Origin of the sequence: Nocardia sp. NPDC058480, from assembly GCF_042720495.1 — a bacterium.
Lineage (GTDB): Bacteria > Actinomycetota > Actinomycetes > Mycobacteriales > Mycobacteriaceae > Nocardia.
Window position 1 is genome coordinate 806,479 of the sequence record NZ_JBHXMN010000001.1, and the last position, 20,764, is coordinate 827,242.

Genomic DNA, 20,764 nt, shown 5'->3' on the forward strand with positions numbered 1-20,764 from the left:
AGATTTCTTGAACTTTGTGAAAGTGCCAGGCGAGCCCCTAAGGTTGGGACATGCCGCGTGAGACATTGACCCGCGAACAGATCGTCGCCACCGCGATCGAGCTACTCGACGAAGAGGGCTTGGACGGGCTGAACATGCGCAGCCTCGGCAAGCGGCTCGACTCCGCGCCGACCGCGATGTACTGGCATGTGAAGAACAAGGACAACCTGATCCGCCTGGCCGCCGACGAGACCTGGGGCGAAATCGCCCTGCCCGATCCCGGCTCGCCCGACTGGCGCGCGGCCGCCGAACAGCTGGCTCGCGGGTTGTACACAACCATCACCAGGCATCCCTGGCTGGCGCAGGCCCAGTCGAGCTACCTGCTCTACGGGCCGAACAAGGCTCGCCACGATGAGGTCGCGCTCACGGTGTACGAGAACGCCGGGTTCGTCGACGACGCCGCCGACCAAGCGATGGGGGCGGTGTTCACGCTGATCCTCGGCAGCGCGGCCGGCGCCGCGGCCGACGTGTCACTGCGGCGGCGGCTCGGGCGCGGAGATCGCGATCCGGCGGTCGAATTACAGGCCGCGCTCGACGAGGCGGGCGAGATCGCGCAGCCATACCCGCGGCTGCGGGCGCGGCTGGAGCGCGCCGATATGGATACCCTCACGGCCGTGGCGAGTTTCGAGTTCGGACTCGCGGCGTTGCTCGACGGGCTCGCGGAACGGCTGTCGAGCGGCTAGATCGCGGCAGCTCCGCACGCCGGATCGCGTTGCGGCGGGCTACTTCTGACGCGCGCGGTAGGCGGCGACAGCGTTGCGGTTGCCGCAGGCGGTGCTGCAATAGCGGCGGGAACGGTTGCGAGACAGGTCGAGCACCAGTCCCGCACAGTCGGCGTCGGCACAGATCGACAGGCGGCTCATGTCGTCGGCGCGGATGAGATCGATCATCGCCATCGCGGTTTCAACGGCGACGCGGACCGGAAGTGGGGCTTGCGGCGGGACCGCGTGCACGTGGTAATCCACGTCGCCGTGGCAGACCAGCTGCGGCACCGCGCGGTGCTCGGCGAGGGTCTCGTTCACGAGGGTGACGGCGGCATCGCGGTCGCTGGTGAGCATCGCGCGGAGTGGCGCGCGCAAGGCGCGGACAGCGGCCAACTCCGCGGGGCCGCCGGTATGCGCGCCCGTGTAGACGTGTCGTTCGAAGAACTCGGCGAGCTGGGTCGTTTCGGTCAACGTGTCGGGGTCTTCGGCGGAATTGACCAGTTCGACCGCCGCCAGCAGGGCCGCCTCGGTGTCATGAGCAAAAACCACATTGACATATTACCGCAGGCTGCTTACCGTCATTAGTCATGGCGACTTTGACTCATGACAGCGCGATCCGGATGCGTTCCGGGCTGTTGCTCGCGCTGACGTCGGCCACCTCGTTCGGGCTGTCCGGTCCGCTCGCGCGTGGGCTGATGAACGCAGGGTGGAGTGCGGCCGCCGTCGTCGCCGCACGGGTCATCCTCGCCGGGGTGGTACTCCTGCCGCTCGCGCTCCCCCAGCTGCGCGGCAACTGGAAACTGGTGCGCGCCAATGCGAGTCTCATCGGCGCGTATGGGCTGGTCGCCGTGGCAGGCACCCAGCTCGCCTACTTCAACGCCGTCGCACACATGGAAGTCGGCGCCGCGCTGCTGATCGAATACACCGCGCCGATCGCTGTGGTCGGCTGGTTGTGGTTGCGCCACCGGCAACAGCCCGGCGCGGCCACAATCGGCGGCGCGGTTCTCGGCATCACCGGACTGCTCCTCGTCCTCGATGTGGCCTCGGGACTGTCGACCGACCCGATCGGCATCGCCTGGGCCCTTGCCGCCATGGTCGGCGCCGCAGCCTATTTCGTCCTCTCCGCCCAGGGCGGCGACCTCCCCGGCACCGTCCTGGCCTGCGGCGGCCTCCTGATCGGCGGCCTCACCCTGATCCTGGCAGGCCTCGTCGGCATCGTCCCCCTGCGCGCCACCACCGAACCCGTCGCTTTCGCCGACTTCACCACCCCCTGGTGGATCCCCATCCTCCTCATCGGCATAGTCACCGCCGCCATCGCCTACGTCACCGGCATCGCCGCCACCCGCCGCCTCGGCTCCCGCCTGGCCTCCTTCGTCGCCCTCACCGAAGTCCTCGCCGCCCTGATCTTCGCCTGGGCCCTCCTGGGCGAAGCTCCCCGCCCGATCCAATTGCTCGGCGGCGCTTTGATTCTCATCGGAGTCGTCATCGTCCGCCTCGGCGAACCCGGCGCCCCCGCCCTCGGCGACCCCGAGACACCGGCAGACACCCCGGCGACTCGGACCGAGCAAGGATCCTGATCGATCACCCTCAATATAAGTTGTGACTTATAATCAGATCGTGAAATGGGAGATCGTGCTACTCGAGCAAGTCGATCACTGGTTCATGAAGCTGTGCGAGTCCGACCCAGCATCGGCAGCCTTGATCGAACAGGCGCTGGACCAACTCGCCGCTGTTGGTCCAGCGCTGGGCAGACCTCTTGTCGATACCCTCGAACACAGCCGGTTGAAGAACCTGAAGGAGTTGCGTCCCGGTTCGAGTGGCCGGTCGGAGATCCGAATGCTGTTCGTATTCGATCCCGATCGCCACGCGATCATCCTGGTCAGCGGCGACAAAATGGGACGCTGGTCCAAGTGGTACGACGACGCGATTCCGCTGGCAGAACATCGCTACGCCGACTATCGCGCCGATAGCGAGAAGGAGATCCGATGACTGGCGCACGAAGCTGGCGCGAAGTAAAAGAAGAAGCTCACCGGTTGCACCCGGAACTGGCTGACCCGAAGGTACAGGCAGCCGCAGCCGAACAGTTGGCAGGCCGTATTGCCGGACACCACCTCAAGGAACTCCGACGAACAGTCGGGAAGACGCAGGCCGAACTCGCGGCCGCCATCGGAGTAAGCCAGGCGCGTATCTCCCAGATCGAGAACGGCGACCTGGCAGCCATGGAACTCGACACCCTCCGCGCCTACGCCCGCGCACTCGGCGGCCACGTCGACATCAGCGTGAGCGTCGGCCCGCACACGATCAAGGTTGCCTGACTACTCGACGCGTCGCAAAACAGTTCGGCCCCGCGCTCTTCCAGTCTGGTTCTGCAGGGACCGGCTGCTCGGATTTGCCGCAAATCTTACGTAGTCGAACTCGCGGTCACGCTCCGTAAGGGCTGGGAGCCTGATTGGTTGTCTGGTCTGACCCCAATGGTCAGCCGTGTTGCCCAGAATCAGGGGACGACATTGATGTAATCGAGGCCAGCGGTGCGGACAGCCCTGAAGTGGTGATCCGCGGTGGCGATGTCGCGGATGTGTAGGCGCTCGGCGACGGCGATCAACGAAGCATCAGCCGCTCCAAGTGGGAAGTCGGCGAACTGCTTCATCAGCTCGATGATTCGGGTGGAGTCAACCGTGTCGAATTCTTCGCGGAAGAGCTTGTCGCGCACCGTCTCCATGAACTGGATCTCGACCTGGGCCCCTGCGTACTTCTGCAGAAGGTACGTCACCTCGGCGACGATGTACGGGGTCACAACGAAGTCATCGGACCTGGACGACAGGTACGCCTTCATCTCGGCGTGCCGCTTGTCTTTGCGATTCATCACCGCAACAAGGACGTTCGCGTCGACGATGAGCGTCACTCGGACCCGAACAAGTCGTCGTCCATGCGCTCGCTGAGGTCTTCTGGGCCGTCGAACGACGGTAGTGCGGCGAGGCGGCCCGGCGAGGGGTCCTGTACCAAACGGAGCAATGCCTCGCGCGCGGCCGGAGCCGTCTCTGGTCGAAGCTGTTCGACCAGACGATGCAGCTCGGGGTAGTGATCGTAGGCTGCGGTCATGAGTCCAACGATACCGAAGTCGCGCGACCCCGGACCGACGAACGCCCCGCTCCTCGAAAGAAGCGGGGCGTCCATGTTTACGGACTAGCGGTAGTCGCTGAAACCGTAGTCGTCCAGCGGCACTGCTGCGCCGGTGGAGGAGCCGAAGCTGTCCGGGGAGTAGTAGGTGTCGTCGTAGGACGGCACCGCGTACGCCGCGGCACGGGCTTCTTCGGTCGGCTGCACCTGGATGTTGCGGTAACGGTTGATACCGGTACCGGCCGGGATGAGCTTACCGATGATCACGTTCTCCTTCAGGCCGATCAGCTTGTCGGAGCGGCAGTTGATGGCCGCATCCGTCAGCACTCGGGTGGTCTCCTGGAAGGAAGCCGCCGACAGCCACGAATCGGTGGCCAGCGACGCCTTGGTGATACCCATCAGCACGGGACGGCCCGAAGCCGGCTCGCGGCCTTCGGCCACCACGCGACGGTTCGAGTTCTCGAACTCGGCGCGCTCGGTGAGCGAGCCGGGCAGGAACTCGGTCGCACCCGAATCGATGATCGTCACGCGACGCAGCATCTGGCGCACGATGACCTCGATGTGCTTGTCGTGGATCGACACACCCTGCGAGCGGTAGACCTCCTGGACCTCGTGGACCAGGTGGACCTGCACCTGACGGGGACCCATCACGCGCAGCACCTCGTGCGGATCGGCAGCGCCCTCGAGCAGCTGCTGACCCACCTCCACGTGGTCACCGTCGGCCAGCAGACGCTCGGAGCCGTCGTCGTGCTTGAACACCCGCAGACGCTGACGCTTCGAGAGCTTGTCGTAGACGACTTCTTCCGACCCGTCATCAGGGATGATCGTGATCTTGTAGAAGCGGTCGTCGTCCTCGAGACGCACCCGGCCCGAGACCTCCGCGATCGGCGCCTTGCCCTTGGGGACACGGGCCTCGAAGAGCTCCTGAACACGCGGCAGACCACCGGTGATGTCGTCGCCTGCGACACCACCCTGGTGGAAGGTACGCATGGTCAGCTGGGTACCCGGCTCACCGATGGACTGGGCGGCGACGATGCCGACGGCCTCGCCGATATCGACCAGCTTGCCGGTGGCCATCGAACGGCCGTAGCAGGTGGCACAGACGCCGGTGCCGGTGGTGCAGGTCAGCACGGAGCGGACCTTCACCTCGGTGATACCGGCCTCGAGCAGTGCCTCCAGCGCGGGGTCGCCGAGGTCGGCGCCCTTCGCGACGATGACGTTGCCCTTGGCATCGACCGCGTCGGACGCCAGGGTCCGAGCGAAGGTCGAGGTCTCGACGTGCGCGTCACGGATGATCGTGCCGTCGGCCAGCTTCTCCGCGATCGGCACCAGGATGCCGCGTTCGGTGCCACAGTCCTCTTCGCGGACGATGACGTCCTGCGACACGTCCACCAGACGACGGGTCAGGTAACCCGAGTCGGCGGTACGAAGCGCCGTATCGGCCAGACCCTTACGAGCACCGTGGGTGTTGATGAAGTACTCGAGCACGGTCAGGCCCTCACGGAACGAGGACTTGATCGGGCGCGGGATGAACTCACCCTTCGGGTTCGTCACCAGGCCCTTCATACCCGCGAGGGTACGGGTCTGGGTGAAGTTACCCGTGGCGCCGGAGTCGACGATCGTGATGATCGGGTTGTCCGGCGGGTAGTGGGTACGCAGCGCGGCACCCACTTCCTCGGTGGCTTCCTGCCAGATCTTGACCAGGGCGTTGTTGCGCTCGGAGTGATCGAGCGCACCACGCTGGTACTTCTTCTCGATCAGGTCGGCCATAGCTTCATAGCGTTCCATGATCTCGGGCTTCTCCGGCGGAACGAGCACGTCCGTCATGGAGACGGTGACACCCGAACGCGTGGCCCAGTAGAAGCCGGCGTCCTTGAGCTTGTCGACGGTCTGCGCGACGACGATCATCGGGTAGCGCTCGGCCAGATCGTTGATGATCGTGGCCTGACGCTTCTTCGGCATCGGCTCGTTGATGAACGCGTAGTCCGCCGGCAGCAGATCGTTGAAGATCACCCGACCCAGCGTGGTCTCGGCCAGCCACGACTCGCCGCGCTTCCAGCCGTCCGGGAACAGCTCGTTCTCGATATCGCGCGGCGGGCGCTGCTCGGTCAGCCGCACCTTGATGGTGGACCGCACGGTCAGCTCGCCACGGTCGACGGCCATCTGCGCCTCGGCGGGCGAGGAGTACACGCCGTACTCCGGCTCGTCCTTGGCGGCGGCCTTGTAGGTGCCGACACCGTTCTCGTCGAGACGAGTCAGGTAGAACAGGCCCGTCACCATGTCCAGACGCGGCATCGCCAGCGGGCGACCCGACGCCGGGGACAGGATGTTGTTCGACGACAGCATCAGGATGCGTGCCTCGGCCTGCGCCTCCGCGGACAGCGGGAGGTGCACGGCCATCTGGTCACCGTCGAAGTCGGCGTTGAACGCCTCACACACGAGCGGGTGCAGCTGGATGGCCTTGCCTTCGACCAGCTGGGGCTCGAAGGCCTGGATGCCAAGGCGGTGCAGGGTGGGCGCGCGGTTCAGCATCACCGGGTGCTCGGCGATGACCTCTTCGAGGACATCCCACACCTGGGCACGCTGACGCTCGACCATCCGCTTGGCGGACTTGATGTTCTGCGCGTGGTTGAGATCGACCAGACGCTTCATGACGAACGGCTTGAACAGCTCGAGCGCCATCAGCTTCGGCAGACCACACTGGTGCAGCTTCAGCTGCGGACCGACGACGATGACCGAACGGCCCGAGTAGTCGACGCGCTTGCCGAGCAGGTTCTGACGGAAACGACCCTGCTTGCCCTTGAGCAGATCGCTCAGCGACTTCAGCGGGCGGTTACCCGGTCCGGTGACCGGACGGCCACGACGGCCGTTGTCGAACAGTGCGTCGACCGACTCCTGCAGCATCCGCTTCTCGTTGTTGACGATGATCTCGGGCGCACCCAGATCGATCAGTCGCTTGAGGCGGTTGTTGCGGTTGATCACCCGGCGGTACAGGTCGTTCAGGTCGGAGGTGGCGAAACGGCCACCGTCGAGCTGAACCATCGGACGCAGCTCCGGCGGGATCACCGGAACAGCGTCGAGCACCATGCCCATGGGCGAGTTGCCGTTGGTCTGGAAGGCCGCGACGACCTTGAGACGCTTGAGCGCGCGCAGCTTCTTCTGACCCTTGCCCGAGCGAATGGTCTCGCGCAGGCTCTCGGCTTCGGCGGGAATGTCGAAGTTCTTCATCAGGATCTGGATGGATTCCGCACCCATCGCACCGGTGAAGTACTCGCCGTAGCGGTCGACCAGCTCGCGGTAGAGCACCTCATCGACGATGAGCTGCTTGACCGACAGCTTGGTGAAGGTCGTCCAGATCTCGTCGAGACGATCCAGCTCGCGCTGCGAGCGGTCGCGCAGCTGACGCATCTCGCGCTCGCCGCCGTCCTTGACCTTGCGACGCACGTCGGACTTGGCGCCTTCGGCCTCGAGCTCGGCCAGGTCGGCTTCGAGCTTCTGCGCACGGGCCTCGAGATCGGCGTCGCGCTGATCGCCGACAGACTTCTTCTCGACCTCCATCTCGGCCTCGAGGGTGCTGAGCTCGTTGTGGCGCAGCTCCTCGTCGACACCGACGATGACGTAGGCGGCGAAGTAGATGATCTTCTCGAGATCCTTCGGCGCCAGGTCGAGCAGGTAACCCAAGCGCGACGGAACGCCCTTGAAGTACCAGATGTGGGTAACGGGAGCGGCCAGCTCGATGTGGCCCATCCGCTCACGACGCACCTTGGCGCGAGTCACCTCGACGCCACAGCGCTCACAGATGATGCCCTTGAAGCGGACACGCTTGTACTTGCCGCAGTAGCACTCCCAGTCCCGGGTAGGACCGAAGATCTTCTCGCAGAAGAGCCCGTCCTTCTCCGGCTTGAGCGTGCGGTAGTTGATGGTCTCCGGCTTCTTCACCTCGCCGAAAGACCACTGGCGGATGTCATCGGCGGAGGCAAGGCCGATCCGGAGTTCATCGAAGAAGTTGACGTCTAGCACGTAACTTCCTTTCCCCTATTCGGGTCGAATTCGAGCAAAAGTTCACTAGTTGTCGAGCGCGGTGCGCGGTGCGGTCGCTTCCACAGCGACCGCACCGCTTACCACCTAGTTCGCCAGATCGTCGATGGTGGCGGCTTCGTTCCTGGACAGGTTGATGCCCAGGTTCGCGGCCGCGCGCTCCAGATCCTCGTCCTCGCCGCCGCCCATCTCGATCGCGGCGCCGTCCGAAGACAGCACCTCGACGTTGAGGCACAGTGATTGGAGTTCCTTGAGGAGCACCTTGAACGACTCCGGAATGCCCGGCTCCGGAATGTTCTCGCCCTTGACGATCGCCTCGTAGACCTTCACGCGGCCGACCACGTCGTCGGACTTGATGGTCAGGAGTTCCTGCAGCGTGTACGCCGCGCCGTAGGCCTGCATGGCCCAGCACTCCATCTCACCGAATCGCTGACCACCGAACTGCGCCTTACCACCCAGCGGCTGCTGGGTGATCATCGAGTACGGACCGGTCGAACGGGCGTGGATCTTGTCGTCGACCAGGTGGTGCAGCTTCAGGATGTACATGTAACCGACCGCGACCGGGTACGGGAACGGCTCGCCGGAGCGACCGTCGAACAGGGTCGACTTGCCGTTCTCGTCGACCATGCGCTCGCCGTCACGGTTGGGCAGCGTCGACGCGAGCAGACCGGTCAGCTCGTCATCCTTGGCACCGTCGAAGACGGGCGTGGCGATGTTCGAGTCGGCGGGCGCGGACAGCATCTCCTCGGGCAGCGTGGCCGCCCAATCGGGACGGGTGCCGTCCGTGGCCACGTCGATATTCCAGCCGGCCTTACCGATCCACCCGAGATGGGTTTCCAGGATCTGGCCGATGTTCATACGACGGGGCACACCGTGGGTGTTCAGGATGATGTCGACCGGCGTGCCGTCGGGCATGAACGGCATGTCCTCGATGGGGAGGATCTTGCCGATGACGCCCTTGTTGCCGTGGCGACCGGCGAGCTTGTCGCCGTCCTGGATCTTGCGCTTCTGGGCCACGTAGACGCGGACCAGCTCGTTCACACCGGGAGGCAGATCGTCGTCGTCTTCGCGCGAGAACACGCGAATGCCGATGACCTTGCCGGACTCACCGTGGGGCACCTTCAGCGAGGTGTCGCGAACTTCGCGAGCCTTCTCACCGAAGATGGCACGCAGCAGACGCTCTTCCGGGGTGAGCTCGGTCTCGCCCTTGGGCGTGACCTTGCCGACCAGGATGTCGCCGTCGCGGACCTCGGCACCGATGCGGATGATGCCGCGCTCGTCGAGGTCGGCGAGGACCTCGTCGGAGACGTTCGGGATATCCCGAGTGATCTCCTCGGCACCGAGCTTGGTGTCGCGGGCATCGATCTCGTGCTCTTCGATGTGGATCGAGGTGAGAACGTCCTCTTCCACGAGGCGCTGCGACAGGATGATCGCGTCCTCGTAGTTGTGGCCTTCCCACGGCATGATCGCGACGAGCAAGTTCTTGCCCAGCGCCATCTCACCGTTCTCGGTGCAGGGGCCGTCCGCGAGGACCTGCCCCTTCTCCACCCGATCGCCCTCGTCCACGATCGGACGCTGGTTCGAGCAGGTGCCCTGGTTCGAGCGGTTGAACTTGCGCATCCGGTAGGACTTGCGGCTGCCGTCGTCGGCCATCACGGTGACGTAATCGGCCGAGACCTCTTCGACCACACCGGGCTTCTCGTTCACGACGACGTCACCGGCGTCGACGGCTGCGCGCAGCTCCATGCCGGTACCCACGATCGGGGACTCGGAACGGATCAGCGGCACGGCCTGACGCTGCATGTTCGCACCCATGAGGGCACGGTTGGCATCGTCGTGCTCGAGGAACGGGATCATGGCCGTCGCGACCGACACCATCTGGCGCGGCGAGATGTCCATGAAGTCGACCTGCGCCGGCGTCACGAACTCGACCTCTTCGCCCGCACGGCGGACGAGGACCTTCTCCTCGAGGAAGCGACCTTCGGCGTCGACCGGGGAGTTGGCCTGCGCGCGAACGTAGCGGTCTTCCTCGTCGGCGGTCAGGTACTTGACTACGTCGGTGACCTTGCCGTCGACAACCTTCTGGTACGGCGTCTCGATGAAGCCGAACGGGTTGACCCGCGCGTACACCGACAGCGAACCGATCAGGCCGATGTTCGGGCCTTCCGGGGTCTCGATCGGGCACATGCGGCCGTAGTGCGACGGGTGGACGTCACGAACTTCCAGACCGGCACGCTCACGGGACAGACCACCGGGGCCGAGCGCCGACAGGCGGCGCTTGTGGGTCAGACCCGACAGCGGGTTGTTCTGGTCCATGAACTGCGACAGCTGGGAGGTTCCGAAGAACTCCTTGATCGCGGCGACGACCGGGCGGATGTTGATCAGGGTCTGCGGCGTGATCGCCTCGACGTCCTGAGTCGTCATCCGCTCACGAACCACGCGCTCCATGCGGGACAGGCCCACGCGGATCTGGTTCTGGATGAGCTCGCCGACGGTGCGCAGACGACGGTTACCGAAGTGGTCGATGTCGTCGATCTCGACGGGGACCTCTTCACCGCCGGGGGCGGTCATCGTGCGGTCACCGGCGTGCAGACGCACCAGGTACTCGATGGTGTCGACGATGTCTTCCTTGGTGAGAACCGAGGAGGTCACCGGCTCGTGCACGTGGATGCCGAGCTTCTTGTTGATCTTGTAACGACCGACGCGGGCCAGGTCGTAGCGCTTCTCCTTGAAGAACAGGTTCTCCAGCAGAGTCTGCGCGGACTCCTTGGTCGGCGGCTCGCCCGGACGCAGCTTGCGGTAGATATCGAGCAGCGCCTCGTCCTGGCCGGGCGTGCTGTCCTTCTCCAGGGTGGACATCATGATCTCGGAGAAGCCGAAACGCTCGACGATCTCCTCGGTCGTCCAACCCAGCGCCTTGAGCAGCACGGTAACCGGCTGACGACGCTTGCGGTCGATACGGACACCGACGGTGTCGCGCTTGTCGACGTCGAACTCCAGCCACGCGCCGCGCGACGGAATCACGCGCACGCTGTGCAGGTCCTTCTCGGTGGTCTTGTCGATGTTGTGATCGAAGTAGACGCCCGGGGAACGGACCAGCTGCGAGACGACGACACGCTCGGTGCCGTTGATGATGAAGGTGCCCTTGTCGGTCATCATGGGGAAATCGCCCATGAACACCGTCTGGCTCTTGATCTCGCCGGTGTTGTTGTTGATGAACTCCGCGGTGACGAACAACGGCGCCGCGTAGGTCATGTCCTTCTCTTTGCACTCATCGATGGAGGCCTTGACCTCTTCGAAGCGCGGATCAGAGAACGACAGGGACATGGACCCGGAGAAGTCCTCGATCGGCGAGAGCTCTTCGAGCACCTCCTCGAGGCCGCCTGCGAGACCGACGTCGCCGCGAGCGGCTGCCTTCTCGCGCCAGTCGGGTGTACCGACCAACCAGGCGAACGAGTCCGTTTGTAGGTCGAGAAGTCCGGGCACCTCCAAGGGCTCTCGGATCTTCGCGAACGAAACCCTCAACGGGGCTCCGGGGATACCAGCCTTGGTCTGGGTGGAGACTGCCAAGATGCGTCCTTCCAGCACCTCACGCGCGTCGCGTGGTGGTCCGCGACCGTCGCTTGTCTGCTACGAATTCCGCTGGTTACAGCCCGAACGAAACCAGAACAAGCAGCAGCGGAAGTAACACCGGAAGGGTGGAACTTTCGAGTGCGAATCAAGGTGTGGACAGGAGGCAGCCAGCGCAACGTCCAAACTTACACCCCTAGACAAGGGAGTGTCAACATACCATCCGTGTGACCGCTCGCACGGGATAACGCGCCGAAGCCCTGGACGCTGGCCGCGTCGGGTTCCTTCACCGCTGCGCGCCTACTGCCGACTCCCCCGAGCCGACTGCTCACTTGGCGCTGAGCCCTCTATTCAACTGGCGCTGGGCCCCTGTCAGCTGACGCTGGGCCGAATTCCTCGCTGGCGCTGATGCCCCTCAACAGCTCACGCTGCTGTGAATAGGGTGACTGTTCGCGGGCCCCTCGTCAAGTGGCGCGCGCAGGTCTGTTCGCGATGCGAGATCGCCTGGCGCGCTGAGGATCCCCCACCCGGCGCCGCGGTCATTTTACTCGCGACACGCCGTGCGCGCCAGCTCGCGGAGCGGCCGGTCAGCAGCCGTTTTCCGCCTCGTGACGCAGAAGAGCCCCGGCCGTAGGGCCGGGGCTCTTCCGAGGTGTAAAAGTCGCTCAGCCGTTGATCTGGCCGTGCGGAACCGTCTTGAACGTCTCGGTGGGCTGATCGCTGCCACCGTAGTTCGCCATCACCTGGGTGTCGTCGGAGGCGTCGAGCGACTCGCGGATCGCCACCTGCGCCGCGTGCGGCAGCGTGTGGATGATCTCGCGCACGCGGGCCTGACGGCGGAACACCGCCTGACGGGCGGGCATGCCCGGCTCGGCCTTCATCTGCGGGATGATGCCTTCGATCTCCTCGGCGCCACCGTGGTGGTGGCCGGCATCCGCGAGCGCCTGCTCGCGTGCCATCTGCGCCTCGTCCTTCTCCTCCGACATACCGATCGGGCCGACCATCCGGCCGTTGAGGAACTGCTTGACCACCGGCTCATCACTGGTGAGCAGTACCTCACGCGGTCCGAACATGACCAGCTGGCGACGGAACATCATGCCGATGTTGTCGGGCACGGTACGAGCCAGGTTGATGTTGTGCGTCACGATCAGGATCGTGGCGTCGATCTGCGCGTTGATGTTGAGCAGCAACTGGGCGATGTAGGACGTACGCACCGGGTCGAGACCCGAGTCCGGCTCGTCGACGAGGATGATCTGCGGGTCGAGCACCAGTGCGCGTGCCAGACCGGCGCGCTTGCGCATACCGCCCGAGATCTCGCCGGGCAGCTTGCCCTCGGCGCCGAGCAGACCGGTCAGCTCGAGCTTCTCCATGACGATGCGACGGATCTCGGTTTCCGACTTCTTCGTGTGCTCGCGCAGCGGAAACGCGGTGTTGTCGTACAGATTCATCGAGCCGAACAGTGCGCCGTCCTGGAAGAGGACGCCGAACAGTTTCCGGATTTCGTAGAGCTCCTTGTTGGAGCACGTCATGATGTCGGTGCCATCGATGAAGATGGACCCGCGCTCGGGTCGCAGCAGCCCGATGAGCGACTTCAGGAACACCGACTTACCCGTACCCGAGGGGCCCAGCAGTGCACTGACCTCACCCGTAGGGAGCGTGATCGACACGTCCTGCCAAATTCGCTGTGAACCGAAGGATTTAGTTACACCCTCGGTCCTGACCTCGACGCCCACTGCTACCTCCATTGATCCCTGCGAGCACCCCACCCGCGTTCCCGCGCGCTCACATCACGGCGGTGCGCTACGACTCTGTGGGTCCGGTCACTGTAACCCATCAGTGAGACGGGGCACACCCCTTCATGACTGAAGAGTAACCTGACGCGGTTCCTACGACCCGGATCACTTTCGCATGTCCGGTCAAATAGCAAACGGGCGGCCCGGAAAGGACCGCCCGTTCACAACAGCACAGGAGTGCGAATTACTTGACGGACACCTTGGCGCCGGCCTCTTCGAGCTTCGCCTTGGCGGCCTCGGCGGCATCCTTGGCGACCTTCTCCAGGATCGGCTTCGGGGCGCCCTCGACCAGGTCCTTGGCTTCCTTCAGGCCCAGGCCCGAGACGATCTCACGGACCACCTTGATGACCTGGATCTTCTTGTCGCCGGCACCCTCGAGGATGACGTCGAACTCGTCCTGCTCTTCGGCAGCCTCGGCCGGAGCAGCGCCACCGGCGGCCGCGACGGCGACGGGGGCAGCGGCGGTGACGTCGAAGGTGTCCTCGAAGACCTTGACGAACTCAGCGAGCTCGAGCAGGGTCAGCTCCTTGAAGGCGCCAATCAGTTCTTCGGTGCTCAGCTTTGCCATGGTGTTTCCTTCCGATGGTGTACCTCGCAGCGCATACGCGCCGCGAAGCGGGTATTAGTTGTCTTATTCGGCGTCGGCCGCGGGTGCCTCGTCGGCAGCCGGAGCGGCGACAGCACCTTCAGCGCTGGTGCGCTTCTCGAGCAGCGCCTGCGCGAGCCGGGCGACCTGCGAAGCGGGCGCGGCGAACAGGGCGGCAGCCTGCGACGGCTTGGCCTTGAACGCACCGGCCAGCTTGGCCAGCAGCACCTCGCGCGAGTCGAGGTCAGCGATACGCTCGACCTCGGACACGGACAGCGCGCGGCCGTCCATGTATCCGCCCTTGATGACCAGGGACTTGTTGTCCTTGGCGAACTGCTTGAGCGCCTTGGCGGCATCGACCGGTTCACCCTGGATGAAGGTGATGGCGGTCGGGCCGACGAACAGCTCGTCGAGACCCGCCACACCGGCTTCGCCGGCAGCGATCTTGACCAGGGTGTTCTTGGCGACGGAGTACGTGGCGTCGGCGCCGAGCGCACGACGCAGCTCGGTGAGCTTGCCGACCGACAGGCCACGGTATTCCGTGACAACAGTGGCCGTGGAGTTCTTGAACTGCTCCGCGATCTCCGCGACAGCGGTGACCTTTTCAGGTTTCGCCATACTTCGCCTCCTCTCTGATGTCGGTTTCGTTGGTGCACTACCGAATCAGGGGCCGGCGACAAAACGAACGCCCCGGACGCAAGGCGTACCGGGGCGCAAAATAACTTCGGCCTCAGCTCTCCCTGCGTGGGTCGCCGGCAATGTCGCCGGACCTTCGATCGACACCGTGAAATTCGGCATCAACGACCAACGGTCTTCGGTAGAACGAATGGGTGTGGTCCTCGCCGGATGTATGCACATCCCGCATGACCGTTGACCACTGTACCCGCACCTACCCTCATCTGCCAAAACGGGGGTCCCCCGGTCGCATTCAGCCGGATTTGTTGTGACACAGCCCACTTCGATACTGCGATGTGGCAGTGATCCTACAAAGAAGGTGTTACGTACGGTGACAGTAATCTGGTTCACTCCACTTCTATGACAACTTCCATAGTCGCTCCACCAGTGCTGCTGGACCGGCGTTCGCAGCGGTTTCTCGCGCTCGTCGTGATCTGTCTGGCCGAATTGCTGGTGGTGCTCGACAACACCATCGTCAACGTCGCCCTCCCCTCGATCGGCGTCCAGCTACGGACCGGAGTCTCCGGCCTGCAGTGGGTCGTCGACGCCTACACCCTCACCTTCGCCGGCCTGCTGCTGGCCGCGGGCAATCTCGGCGACCGCTACGGTCGCCGCCGGATCATGACCATCGGCCTCGTCGGGATCGCGGCGATGTCGGTCGGCGGGGCACTGGCCGACACGATGACGCAGGTCATCGTCGCCAGGGCCGCGATGGGTGTCTTCGCCGCGGCGGTCTTCCCCGCCACCCTCGCCCTGATCATCAATATCTTCACCGACCGGCGCGAACGCGCGCTGGCGATCGCCGCGTGGACCGCGATGGCCGGGTTCGCGATCGCCATCGGTCCGATCTCCGGCGGCTGGCTGCTGGAACACTTCAGCTGGCACTCGGTGTTCTGGATCAATGTGCCAGTGGCGCTGGTCGCCCTGATCGCCACGCTCATCTGGGTGCCTGAATCACGCGCCGATCAAGTCGGCACACTCGATCTCATCGGCATCGGCCTGTCGATCGCCGGCATCACCATGGTGGTGTGGGCGATCATCGAAGCACCGCACAACGGCTGGTACTCGCTCACCACACTGGGCACCACCGCACTCGGTGCGACTCTGCTTGCCGCCTTCGTCATCTGGGAACTACGCACCGCCGCACCAATTCTCGATATGCGCTTGTTCCGCAATCGCCGATTCTCGCTACCCGCCTTGGCCATTGCCATCGGCTACTTCTCGATGTTCGGGTTCCTCTTCCTCATCACCCAGTACTTCCAGGGCGTGCGGGAATACAGCCCGCTCGAATTCGGCATCGCCTCACTGCCATTCGCGTTCTCCATCGCGGTCGGCGCACCGGTAGCCACGGTGCTCGCGCAGCGCTTCGGCACCACAGCAGTACTCGTGATCGGGCTGCTACTGACCGGCCTCGGTCTCTATCTCGGCGGCCAGGTCACCGTCGACAGCACCTACCTCGCCGACGTGCTCCCCGCGATGGTTTTCATGGCGCTCGGCCTCGGCATCGTGCAGGGACCGGCCACCGAGTCGATCATGTCCTCGTTGCCTCTCAACGAAGCGGGCGCGGGCTCGGCGGTGAACGACACGACCCGCGAAATCGGCGGTACCTTAGGCGTCGCGGTGCTCGGCTCGATCGTCGCCTCCTATTACACGACCCAGATCGGCCCGCGCATCGAGGCCATCCCACTCGGCATCATGAACGCCAACGAGAAGAGCCTGGTCCAAGCCAGCCCGCTCAGCATCCTCGAGCTCCGCAAACGCGAACTCACTCCGTTCCTCGACACTCAGCGTGAGAACCTCATCGTCGCGATGAAGGCCGCGACGCTACAGGGCGCTCACACCGCATCGCTGGTCGCCACCGGCGCCGTCGTCGTGTGCGCGGGGATCGTCGCGGTCTTCCTGCCGTGGAAGCCGCAGGAGGGCGATTCGGTACTGCTCGGATGGCGCAAGGGCGCCGACGAGCCCACTGTCGACGCAGTCGACTCCGCTACCGAACGCGACTAGCCCCACCAACGCCGCGAGGGTGGGAACGCATCATGCGTTCCCACCCTCGCGGCGGATCAGGGGATCCTGTCAGACGTCAGCGCAAGCTCACGCATCCTCGTCGAGGAGGTTGCGGGTGCGGTTCGGGTCCACCGGGATGCCCGGTCCGGTGTTCGTCGAAACCGTGATCTTCTTGACGTAGCGACCCTTGGCGGTCGACGGCTTCACACGCAGGATCTCGTCCAGCGCGGCGCCGTAGTTCTCCACCAGCTTGGCATCGTCGAAGGACGCCTTGCCGATGACGAAGTGCAGGTTGGCCTGCTTGTCGACGCGGAAGTTGATCTTGCCGCCCTTGATCTCGTTGACGGCCTTGGTCACATCGTTGGTGACGGTGCCCGTCTTCGGGTTCGGCATCAGACCACGCGGGCCGAGGACACGCGCGATGCGGCCGACCTTGGCCATCTGATCCGGGGTGGCGATCGCGGCGTCGAAGTCGAGCCAGCCGCCCTGGATCCGCTCGATCAGGTCCTCGGCGCCCACGGCGTCGGCGCCTGCGGCCTCGGCCTCGGATGCCTTCTCGCCCGCGGCGAACACGATGACGCGGGCAGTCTTACCGGTGCCGTGCGGCAGGTTGACGGTGCCACGGACCATCTGGTCGGCCTTGCGGGGATCGACGCCGAGACGGACGGCGACCTCGACGGTCGCGTCGGTCTTGGTGGTCGCGGTCTCCTTCGCCAGGCGCGCGGCGGCCAGCGGGGAGTACAGCGCGTCGCGATCGACCTTCTCAGCAGCGGCGAGGTACGCCTTGCTTCGTTTTGCCATGATTTTCTGTCCTTAATGTTCTGGTTTCAGATGTGGTTTATTCGGGCCTGGCCGGCCCTCCCACATGTGAGCGAGACGCTCAGCCTTCGACGGTGATACCCATCGAACGCGCGGTACCGGCGATGATCTTCGCGGCCTGATCGATATCAGTGGCGTTGAGATCCTCGGCCTTGGTCTTGGCGATCTCGCGGACCTGGTCCATCGTGACCTTGGCGACCTTGGTCTTGTGCGGCTCAGCGGAGCCCTTCTGCACACCGGCGGCCTTGAGCAGCAGACGGGCGGCAGGCGGGGTCTTCAGCTTGAAGTCGAACGACCGGTCCTCGTACACCGAGATCTCGACCGGAATGACGTTGCCACGCTGCGACTCGGTCGCGGCGTTGTACGCCTTGCAGAACTCCATGATGTTGACGCCGTGCTGACCGAGCGCGGGGCCGACCGGCGGTGCCGGGTTGGCTGCGCCGGCCTGGATCTGCAGCTTGATGATCCCGGCGAGCTTCTTCTTCTTGGGGGGCATCTTTCTTCCTTGGCTTTCTGGGGTTCGGTTCCTTACGGTTGCCGTAAGCCTCGTATCCGCGCACGACTCGGCCCCGACAGGCATGCGGGGAAGTCAGAACACGAACCATCACACTCTACTTGACACAGCGGACTACCTGGCAATCGGGTGGCGACCAGCACAAACGCGAAACGGCACCGCCGGTGAGCGGTGCCGTTTCGCGAAAGCGGGAAGACTTTAGATCTTGGAGACCTGGGTGAAGTTCAGCTCGACCGGGGTCTCGCGACCGAAGATCGACACGAGCACCTTGAGCTTCTGCTGCTCGGCGTTGACCTCGGAGATCGAGGCGGGCAGCGTCGCGAACGGGCCGTCCATGACGGTGACCGACTCGCCGACCTCGAAGTCGACCTCGATGGTGGGCTTGCCCGACGCCGCGCTACCGGCATCCGAACCGCCGGCAGCGGCCGCGGCGGCCTTCTTCTGCGCCTGCGCACCGGCCGGAACCAGGAACTTCACGACCTCGTTGATGGTCAGCGGGGTCGGCTTGGCGCCGGGGCCACCGCCGGTCATACCGACGAAACCGGTGACGCCGGGGGTGTTGCGGACCGCGCCCCACGACTCGTTGTTCAGTTCCATCCGGACCAGGATGTAGCCCGGCAGCACCTTGCGGTTGACGTTCTTCTTCTGGCCGTTCTTGATCTCGGTGACCTCTTCGGTCGGTACCTCGACCTGGAAGATGTAGTCCTCGAGGCCGAGGTTCTGCACGCGGGTCTCGAGGTTGGTCTTGACCTTGTTCTCGTAGCCCGCGTAGGAGTGCACGACGTACCAGTCGCCGGGCACGCGGCGCAGCTTGGTCTTCATCGACTCGATCGGGTCGGCCTCGGGGTCTTCCTCGGTGGCGACTTCTTCGATCACGGCTTCGTCGACGACAACCTCTTCGGCAGCGGCTTCGTCGCCATCGGCGAGCTCGGCCTCGACCTCGTCGGTGGCGGTTTCCGCCACGACGGTGTCGTCAACCGGGAACTCGTCGTTGGTGTCGTTCTCCGGGGTGCTCACTGAGGCACTCGCTTCCTGTGTCGTCACGTACATCCTCTGGGCCGGGTGGGCGCGCGGAACGCACTCCGCCGTTCCGCCCGGGATCGGCTACCGGCGTCGGTGTCGGCGATCAGCCGAACAGCCAGTCGACACCCTTGACGAACGCCACGTCGATCCCGGCGATGAACGCGACCATGAAGACCACGAACACCAGAACGACGGCCGTATAGGTGACCATCTGCTTCCGGTTGGGCCAGATCACCTTGCGCAGTTCCGCGATGACCTCTCGCAGGAACTTGAGCAGCCGCTTGAACGGGTTGCCCGTGGCCTTGCCGGCAGTCTTGTCTGCCTTGCGCGATGCCGACGGCCGATCGAGCGTGGCCACCGATCCGTTATCTGTCGGAGCATCCGACGCGCGCACACGACGAGCAGACCGCTTGCCACTCGGTCGAGTGGCAGCGGCGGTGTCCTCGCCGTCTTCGCGAGTGTCCCGCTCGTCGCTCACGTCGATCCTCTCTCGTCGCTGGCATTCAGGGCAGGGGCGACAGGACTTGAACCTGCAACCTGCGGTTTTGGAGACCGCTGCTCTGCCAATTGAGCTACGCCCCTTCGGTTGGACCAGCCTGAGCTGTAATCTCCAACCACATTCGATATTCAGTTATCCCCAGTGTCACACAACACGCGCGCCGCTTCCATGAGGAGGTAACCCCTCGGGAAGATCAGCGCGCAGCATCTCATGACCCCAGAGTCCCGACTATACGTCACCGCGCGCGGTTATCGCCAATCCGGGACACTCGACCAGGTCAGGACAGCGCAACGGTTGCCGTGGCGCGGCCGAAGATCTTTTTGCCCGCCGACTTCGCCGTGATGGCGACAACGGCGGTGCGCGTCTGCGGGTCGACCGATTTCACCTTGCCGGTGTATTCGACCTCGGCCGGGACGTCGGAACCGACGTAGACCGGGCTGGTGAAGCGGACGTTGTACTCCTTCACCGCGCCGGGATCGCCCAGCCACGAGGTAACGAAACCGCCGCCGAGACCCATCGTGAGCATGCCGTGCGCGACCACGTCGTCCAGGCCGACCAGCTTCACGACCTCGTCGCTCCAGTGGATCGGGTTCGCGTCGCCGGACACGCCCGCGTAGTTGACCAGATCGCCGCGGGTGAGTCGCGCCACGCGCGCGGGCAGCTCGTCGCCGACCGACACGCTGTCGAAGGACAGGGCATGCGCGCTGACGGTCGGTTCGGGCTGTTTGGTGATCGGGTCGGGGGCGATCCCGTCGGAGAGCTCCGACGGCGCGTGGTGGGCAGGCTCTTCCTCGCCGAGTCCGTGCATGAGCACGTTGCGCACTGCGTCCGACATGCGTGGATCGATGTCGCCGCCGCTGCGGCCGATCAGGGTGGTGTAGGTGGTGAGCACCAATTCATCGTCCTGGGCGGTGACGATGTTCTTGGTCACGATGATGTCGCCGCCGAAGGCCTGGCGGAAAGAATGCAGATACACATCACAGGTCAACTGGTCGCCGACCCGGATCGGGCGGTGGAATTCCAGGATCTGATCGGTCTGCATGATCTGACTCAGGTCGTACCCGGTCACGATCTGTTCGAACAGCTTGCGCTGGGCGAGGATGCCGACCAGGGAAATGAAGGTGAGTGGGGCGACCAGGCCCTGGTGACCGTACTCGCGAGCGATGTCTTCTTCCCAGTGCACCGGGTGGTAATCCTGCACCGCACGGGCGTATTCGCGCACCTTCTCGCGGCCGACCTCGTAGTAGTCGTCGACGCGGTAGTGGTGGCCGACCATCGATGCCGCATGGGCGGCGGGATCGAATGATTCGGCGGCTGCGGCAGGGACCGCTTCGTGAGTTCCGGTGTTCACTGTCACAACGTGGACCTTACTCACTCGTAAGG

18 protein-coding genes and 1 tRNA gene are annotated in these 20,764 nt (G+C 64.7%); 5 read left to right on the plus strand and 14 right to left on the minus strand.

Annotation, left to right across the window (positions count from 1 at the left end):
• The first annotated feature begins 50 nt into the window (after window positions 1-50).
• A complete protein-coding gene (locus ACFWO8_RS03620; RefSeq protein ID WP_378941097.1) occupies window positions 51-722 on the plus strand; it encodes a TetR/AcrR family transcriptional regulator C-terminal domain-containing protein in 672 nt (223 codons plus the stop codon).
• 39 nt (window positions 723-761) lie between these two features.
• Here ACFWO8_RS03620 and ACFWO8_RS03625 read toward each other — a convergent pair whose 3' ends face one another.
• Complete coding sequence (locus ACFWO8_RS03625) at window positions 762-1,292, minus strand: CGNR zinc finger domain-containing protein (protein WP_378941099.1); 531 nt, start codon at window positions 1,290-1,292, stop codon at window positions 762-764.
• A gap of 38 nt (window positions 1,293-1,330) precedes the next feature.
• Between ACFWO8_RS03625 and ACFWO8_RS03630 the strand changes: the two genes are divergently transcribed.
• The 3 genes from ACFWO8_RS03630 to ACFWO8_RS03640 are packed head-to-tail and all read left to right on the plus strand — an operon-like array spanning window position 1,331 to window position 3,058.
• Window positions 1,331-2,320 carry a DMT family transporter gene (locus ACFWO8_RS03630; RefSeq protein ID WP_378941101.1) on the plus strand — a complete coding sequence of 330 codons (990 nt, stop codon included), beginning with the start codon at window positions 1,331-1,333 and terminating at the stop codon, window positions 2,318-2,320.
• A gap of 40 nt (window positions 2,321-2,360) precedes the next feature.
• Window positions 2,361-2,732, plus strand: a complete 372-nt coding sequence (locus ACFWO8_RS03635) for a type II toxin-antitoxin system RelE/ParE family toxin (RefSeq protein ID WP_378941103.1) — start codon at window positions 2,361-2,363, stop codon at window positions 2,730-2,732.
• A complete protein-coding gene (locus ACFWO8_RS03640; protein WP_378941105.1) occupies window positions 2,729-3,058 on the plus strand; it encodes a helix-turn-helix domain-containing protein in 330 nt (109 codons plus the stop codon). The genes ACFWO8_RS03635 and ACFWO8_RS03640 overlap by 4 nt, the downstream gene beginning before the upstream one ends.
• A 179-nt stretch (window positions 3,059-3,237) precedes the next feature.
• Here ACFWO8_RS03640 and ACFWO8_RS03645 read toward each other — a convergent pair whose 3' ends face one another.
• The 7 genes from ACFWO8_RS03645 to rplJ all read right to left on the minus strand — a co-directional run bounded on the left by ACFWO8_RS03645 (window position 3,238) and on the right by rplJ (window position 14,465).
• The gene (locus tag ACFWO8_RS03645; protein WP_378941107.1) at window positions 3,238-3,645 is read right to left on the minus strand and encodes a type II toxin-antitoxin system VapC family toxin; all 408 of its coding nucleotides are present in this window, start codon (window positions 3,643-3,645) and stop codon (window positions 3,238-3,240) included.
• Window positions 3,642-3,842 (minus strand): hypothetical protein, encoded by a 201-nt coding sequence (locus tag ACFWO8_RS03650; protein WP_378941109.1) that lies wholly within the window; start codon window positions 3,840-3,842, stop codon window positions 3,642-3,644. The genes ACFWO8_RS03645 and ACFWO8_RS03650 overlap by 4 nt, the downstream gene beginning before the upstream one ends.
• 84 nt (window positions 3,843-3,926) lie before the next feature.
• Window positions 3,927-7,880, minus strand: coding sequence for a DNA-directed RNA polymerase subunit beta' (locus tag ACFWO8_RS03655; protein ID WP_378941111.1), 3,954 nt, complete (start codon window positions 7,878-7,880; stop codon window positions 3,927-3,929).
• 105 nt (window positions 7,881-7,985) lie between these two features.
• Complete coding sequence (locus ACFWO8_RS03660) at window positions 7,986-11,486, minus strand: DNA-directed RNA polymerase subunit beta (RefSeq protein ID WP_378941113.1); 3,501 nt, start codon at window positions 11,484-11,486, stop codon at window positions 7,986-7,988.
• Between the two features lie 647 nt (window positions 11,487-12,133).
• A complete protein-coding gene (locus ACFWO8_RS03665; protein WP_378941115.1) occupies window positions 12,134-13,213 on the minus strand; it encodes an ABC transporter ATP-binding protein in 1,080 nt (359 codons plus the stop codon).
• 232 nt (window positions 13,214-13,445) lie between these two features.
• Window positions 13,446-13,829, minus strand: a complete 384-nt coding sequence (gene rplL, locus ACFWO8_RS03670; RefSeq protein ID WP_378941117.1) for a 50S ribosomal protein L7/L12 — start codon at window positions 13,827-13,829, stop codon at window positions 13,446-13,448.
• Between the two features lie 63 nt (window positions 13,830-13,892).
• Complete coding sequence (rplJ, locus tag ACFWO8_RS03675; RefSeq protein WP_301903703.1) at window positions 13,893-14,465, minus strand: 50S ribosomal protein L10; 573 nt, start codon at window positions 14,463-14,465, stop codon at window positions 13,893-13,895.
• Window positions 14,466-14,882: 417 nt separating this feature from the next.
• Between rplJ and ACFWO8_RS03680 the strand changes: the two genes are divergently transcribed.
• Window positions 14,883-16,526, plus strand: coding sequence for an MFS transporter (locus ACFWO8_RS03680; RefSeq protein ID WP_378941119.1), 1,644 nt, complete (start codon window positions 14,883-14,885; stop codon window positions 16,524-16,526).
• 87 nt (window positions 16,527-16,613) lie between these two features.
• Here ACFWO8_RS03680 and rplA read toward each other — a convergent pair whose 3' ends face one another.
• The 6 genes from rplA to ACFWO8_RS03710 all read right to left on the minus strand — a co-directional run bounded on the left by rplA (window position 16,614) and on the right by ACFWO8_RS03710 (window position 20,732).
• Window positions 16,614-17,327, minus strand: a complete 714-nt coding sequence (gene rplA, locus ACFWO8_RS03685) for a 50S ribosomal protein L1 (RefSeq protein WP_266293661.1) — start codon at window positions 17,325-17,327, stop codon at window positions 16,614-16,616.
• Window positions 17,328-17,406: 79 nt separating this feature from the next.
• A complete protein-coding gene (rplK, locus tag ACFWO8_RS03690; RefSeq protein ID WP_056814343.1) occupies window positions 17,407-17,841 on the minus strand; it encodes a 50S ribosomal protein L11 in 435 nt (144 codons plus the stop codon).
• A 216-nt stretch (window positions 17,842-18,057) separates the two neighbouring features.
• Window positions 18,058-18,876 (minus strand): transcription termination/antitermination protein NusG, encoded by an 819-nt coding sequence (gene nusG / locus ACFWO8_RS03695; protein ID WP_378943140.1) that lies wholly within the window; start codon window positions 18,874-18,876, stop codon window positions 18,058-18,060.
• Window positions 18,877-18,985: 109 nt separating this feature from the next.
• A complete protein-coding gene (gene secE / locus ACFWO8_RS03700) occupies window positions 18,986-19,360 on the minus strand; it encodes a preprotein translocase subunit SecE (RefSeq protein WP_378941122.1) in 375 nt (124 codons plus the stop codon).
• Between the two features lie 31 nt (window positions 19,361-19,391).
• Window positions 19,392-19,464, minus strand: a tRNA-Trp gene (locus ACFWO8_RS03705).
• 194 nt (window positions 19,465-19,658) lie between these two features.
• A complete protein-coding gene (locus ACFWO8_RS03710; protein WP_378943146.1) occupies window positions 19,659-20,732 on the minus strand; it encodes a fused (3R)-hydroxyacyl-ACP dehydratase subunits HadA/HadB in 1,074 nt (357 codons plus the stop codon).
• Window positions 20,733-20,764: the final 32 nt, after the last annotated feature.

Bases quoted from the DNA above. Each gene is read 5' to 3' on its own strand.
- rplK (WP_056814343.1), bottom strand. From the start codon at position 17,841: ATGCCCCCCAAGAAGAAGAAGCTCGCCGGGATCATCAAGCTGCAGATC.
- rplA (WP_266293661.1), bottom strand. From the start codon at position 17,327: ATGGCAAAACGAAGCAAGGCGTACCTCGCCGCTGCTGAGAAGGTCGAT.
- ACFWO8_RS03680 (WP_378941119.1), top strand. From the start codon at position 14,883: ATGACAACTTCCATAGTCGCTCCACCAGTGCTGCTGGACCGGCGTTCG.
- ACFWO8_RS03620 (WP_378941097.1), top strand. From the start codon at position 51: ATGCCGCGTGAGACATTGACCCGCGAACAGATCGTCGCCACCGCGATC.
- ACFWO8_RS03650 (WP_378941109.1), bottom strand. From the start codon at position 3,842: ATGACCGCAGCCTACGATCACTACCCCGAGCTGCATCGTCTGGTCGAA.
- rplJ (WP_301903703.1), bottom strand. From the start codon at position 14,465: ATGGCGAAACCTGAAAAGGTCACCGCTGTCGCGGAGATCGCGGAGCAG.
- ACFWO8_RS03665 (WP_378941115.1), bottom strand. From the start codon at position 13,213: ATGGAGGTAGCAGTGGGCGTCGAGGTCAGGACCGAGGGTGTAACTAAA.
- rplL (WP_378941117.1), bottom strand. From the start codon at position 13,829: ATGGCAAAGCTGAGCACCGAAGAACTGATTGGCGCCTTCAAGGAGCTG.
- ACFWO8_RS03630 (WP_378941101.1), top strand. From the start codon at position 1,331: ATGGCGACTTTGACTCATGACAGCGCGATCCGGATGCGTTCCGGGCTG.
- ACFWO8_RS03640 (WP_378941105.1), top strand. From the start codon at position 2,729: ATGACTGGCGCACGAAGCTGGCGCGAAGTAAAAGAAGAAGCTCACCGG.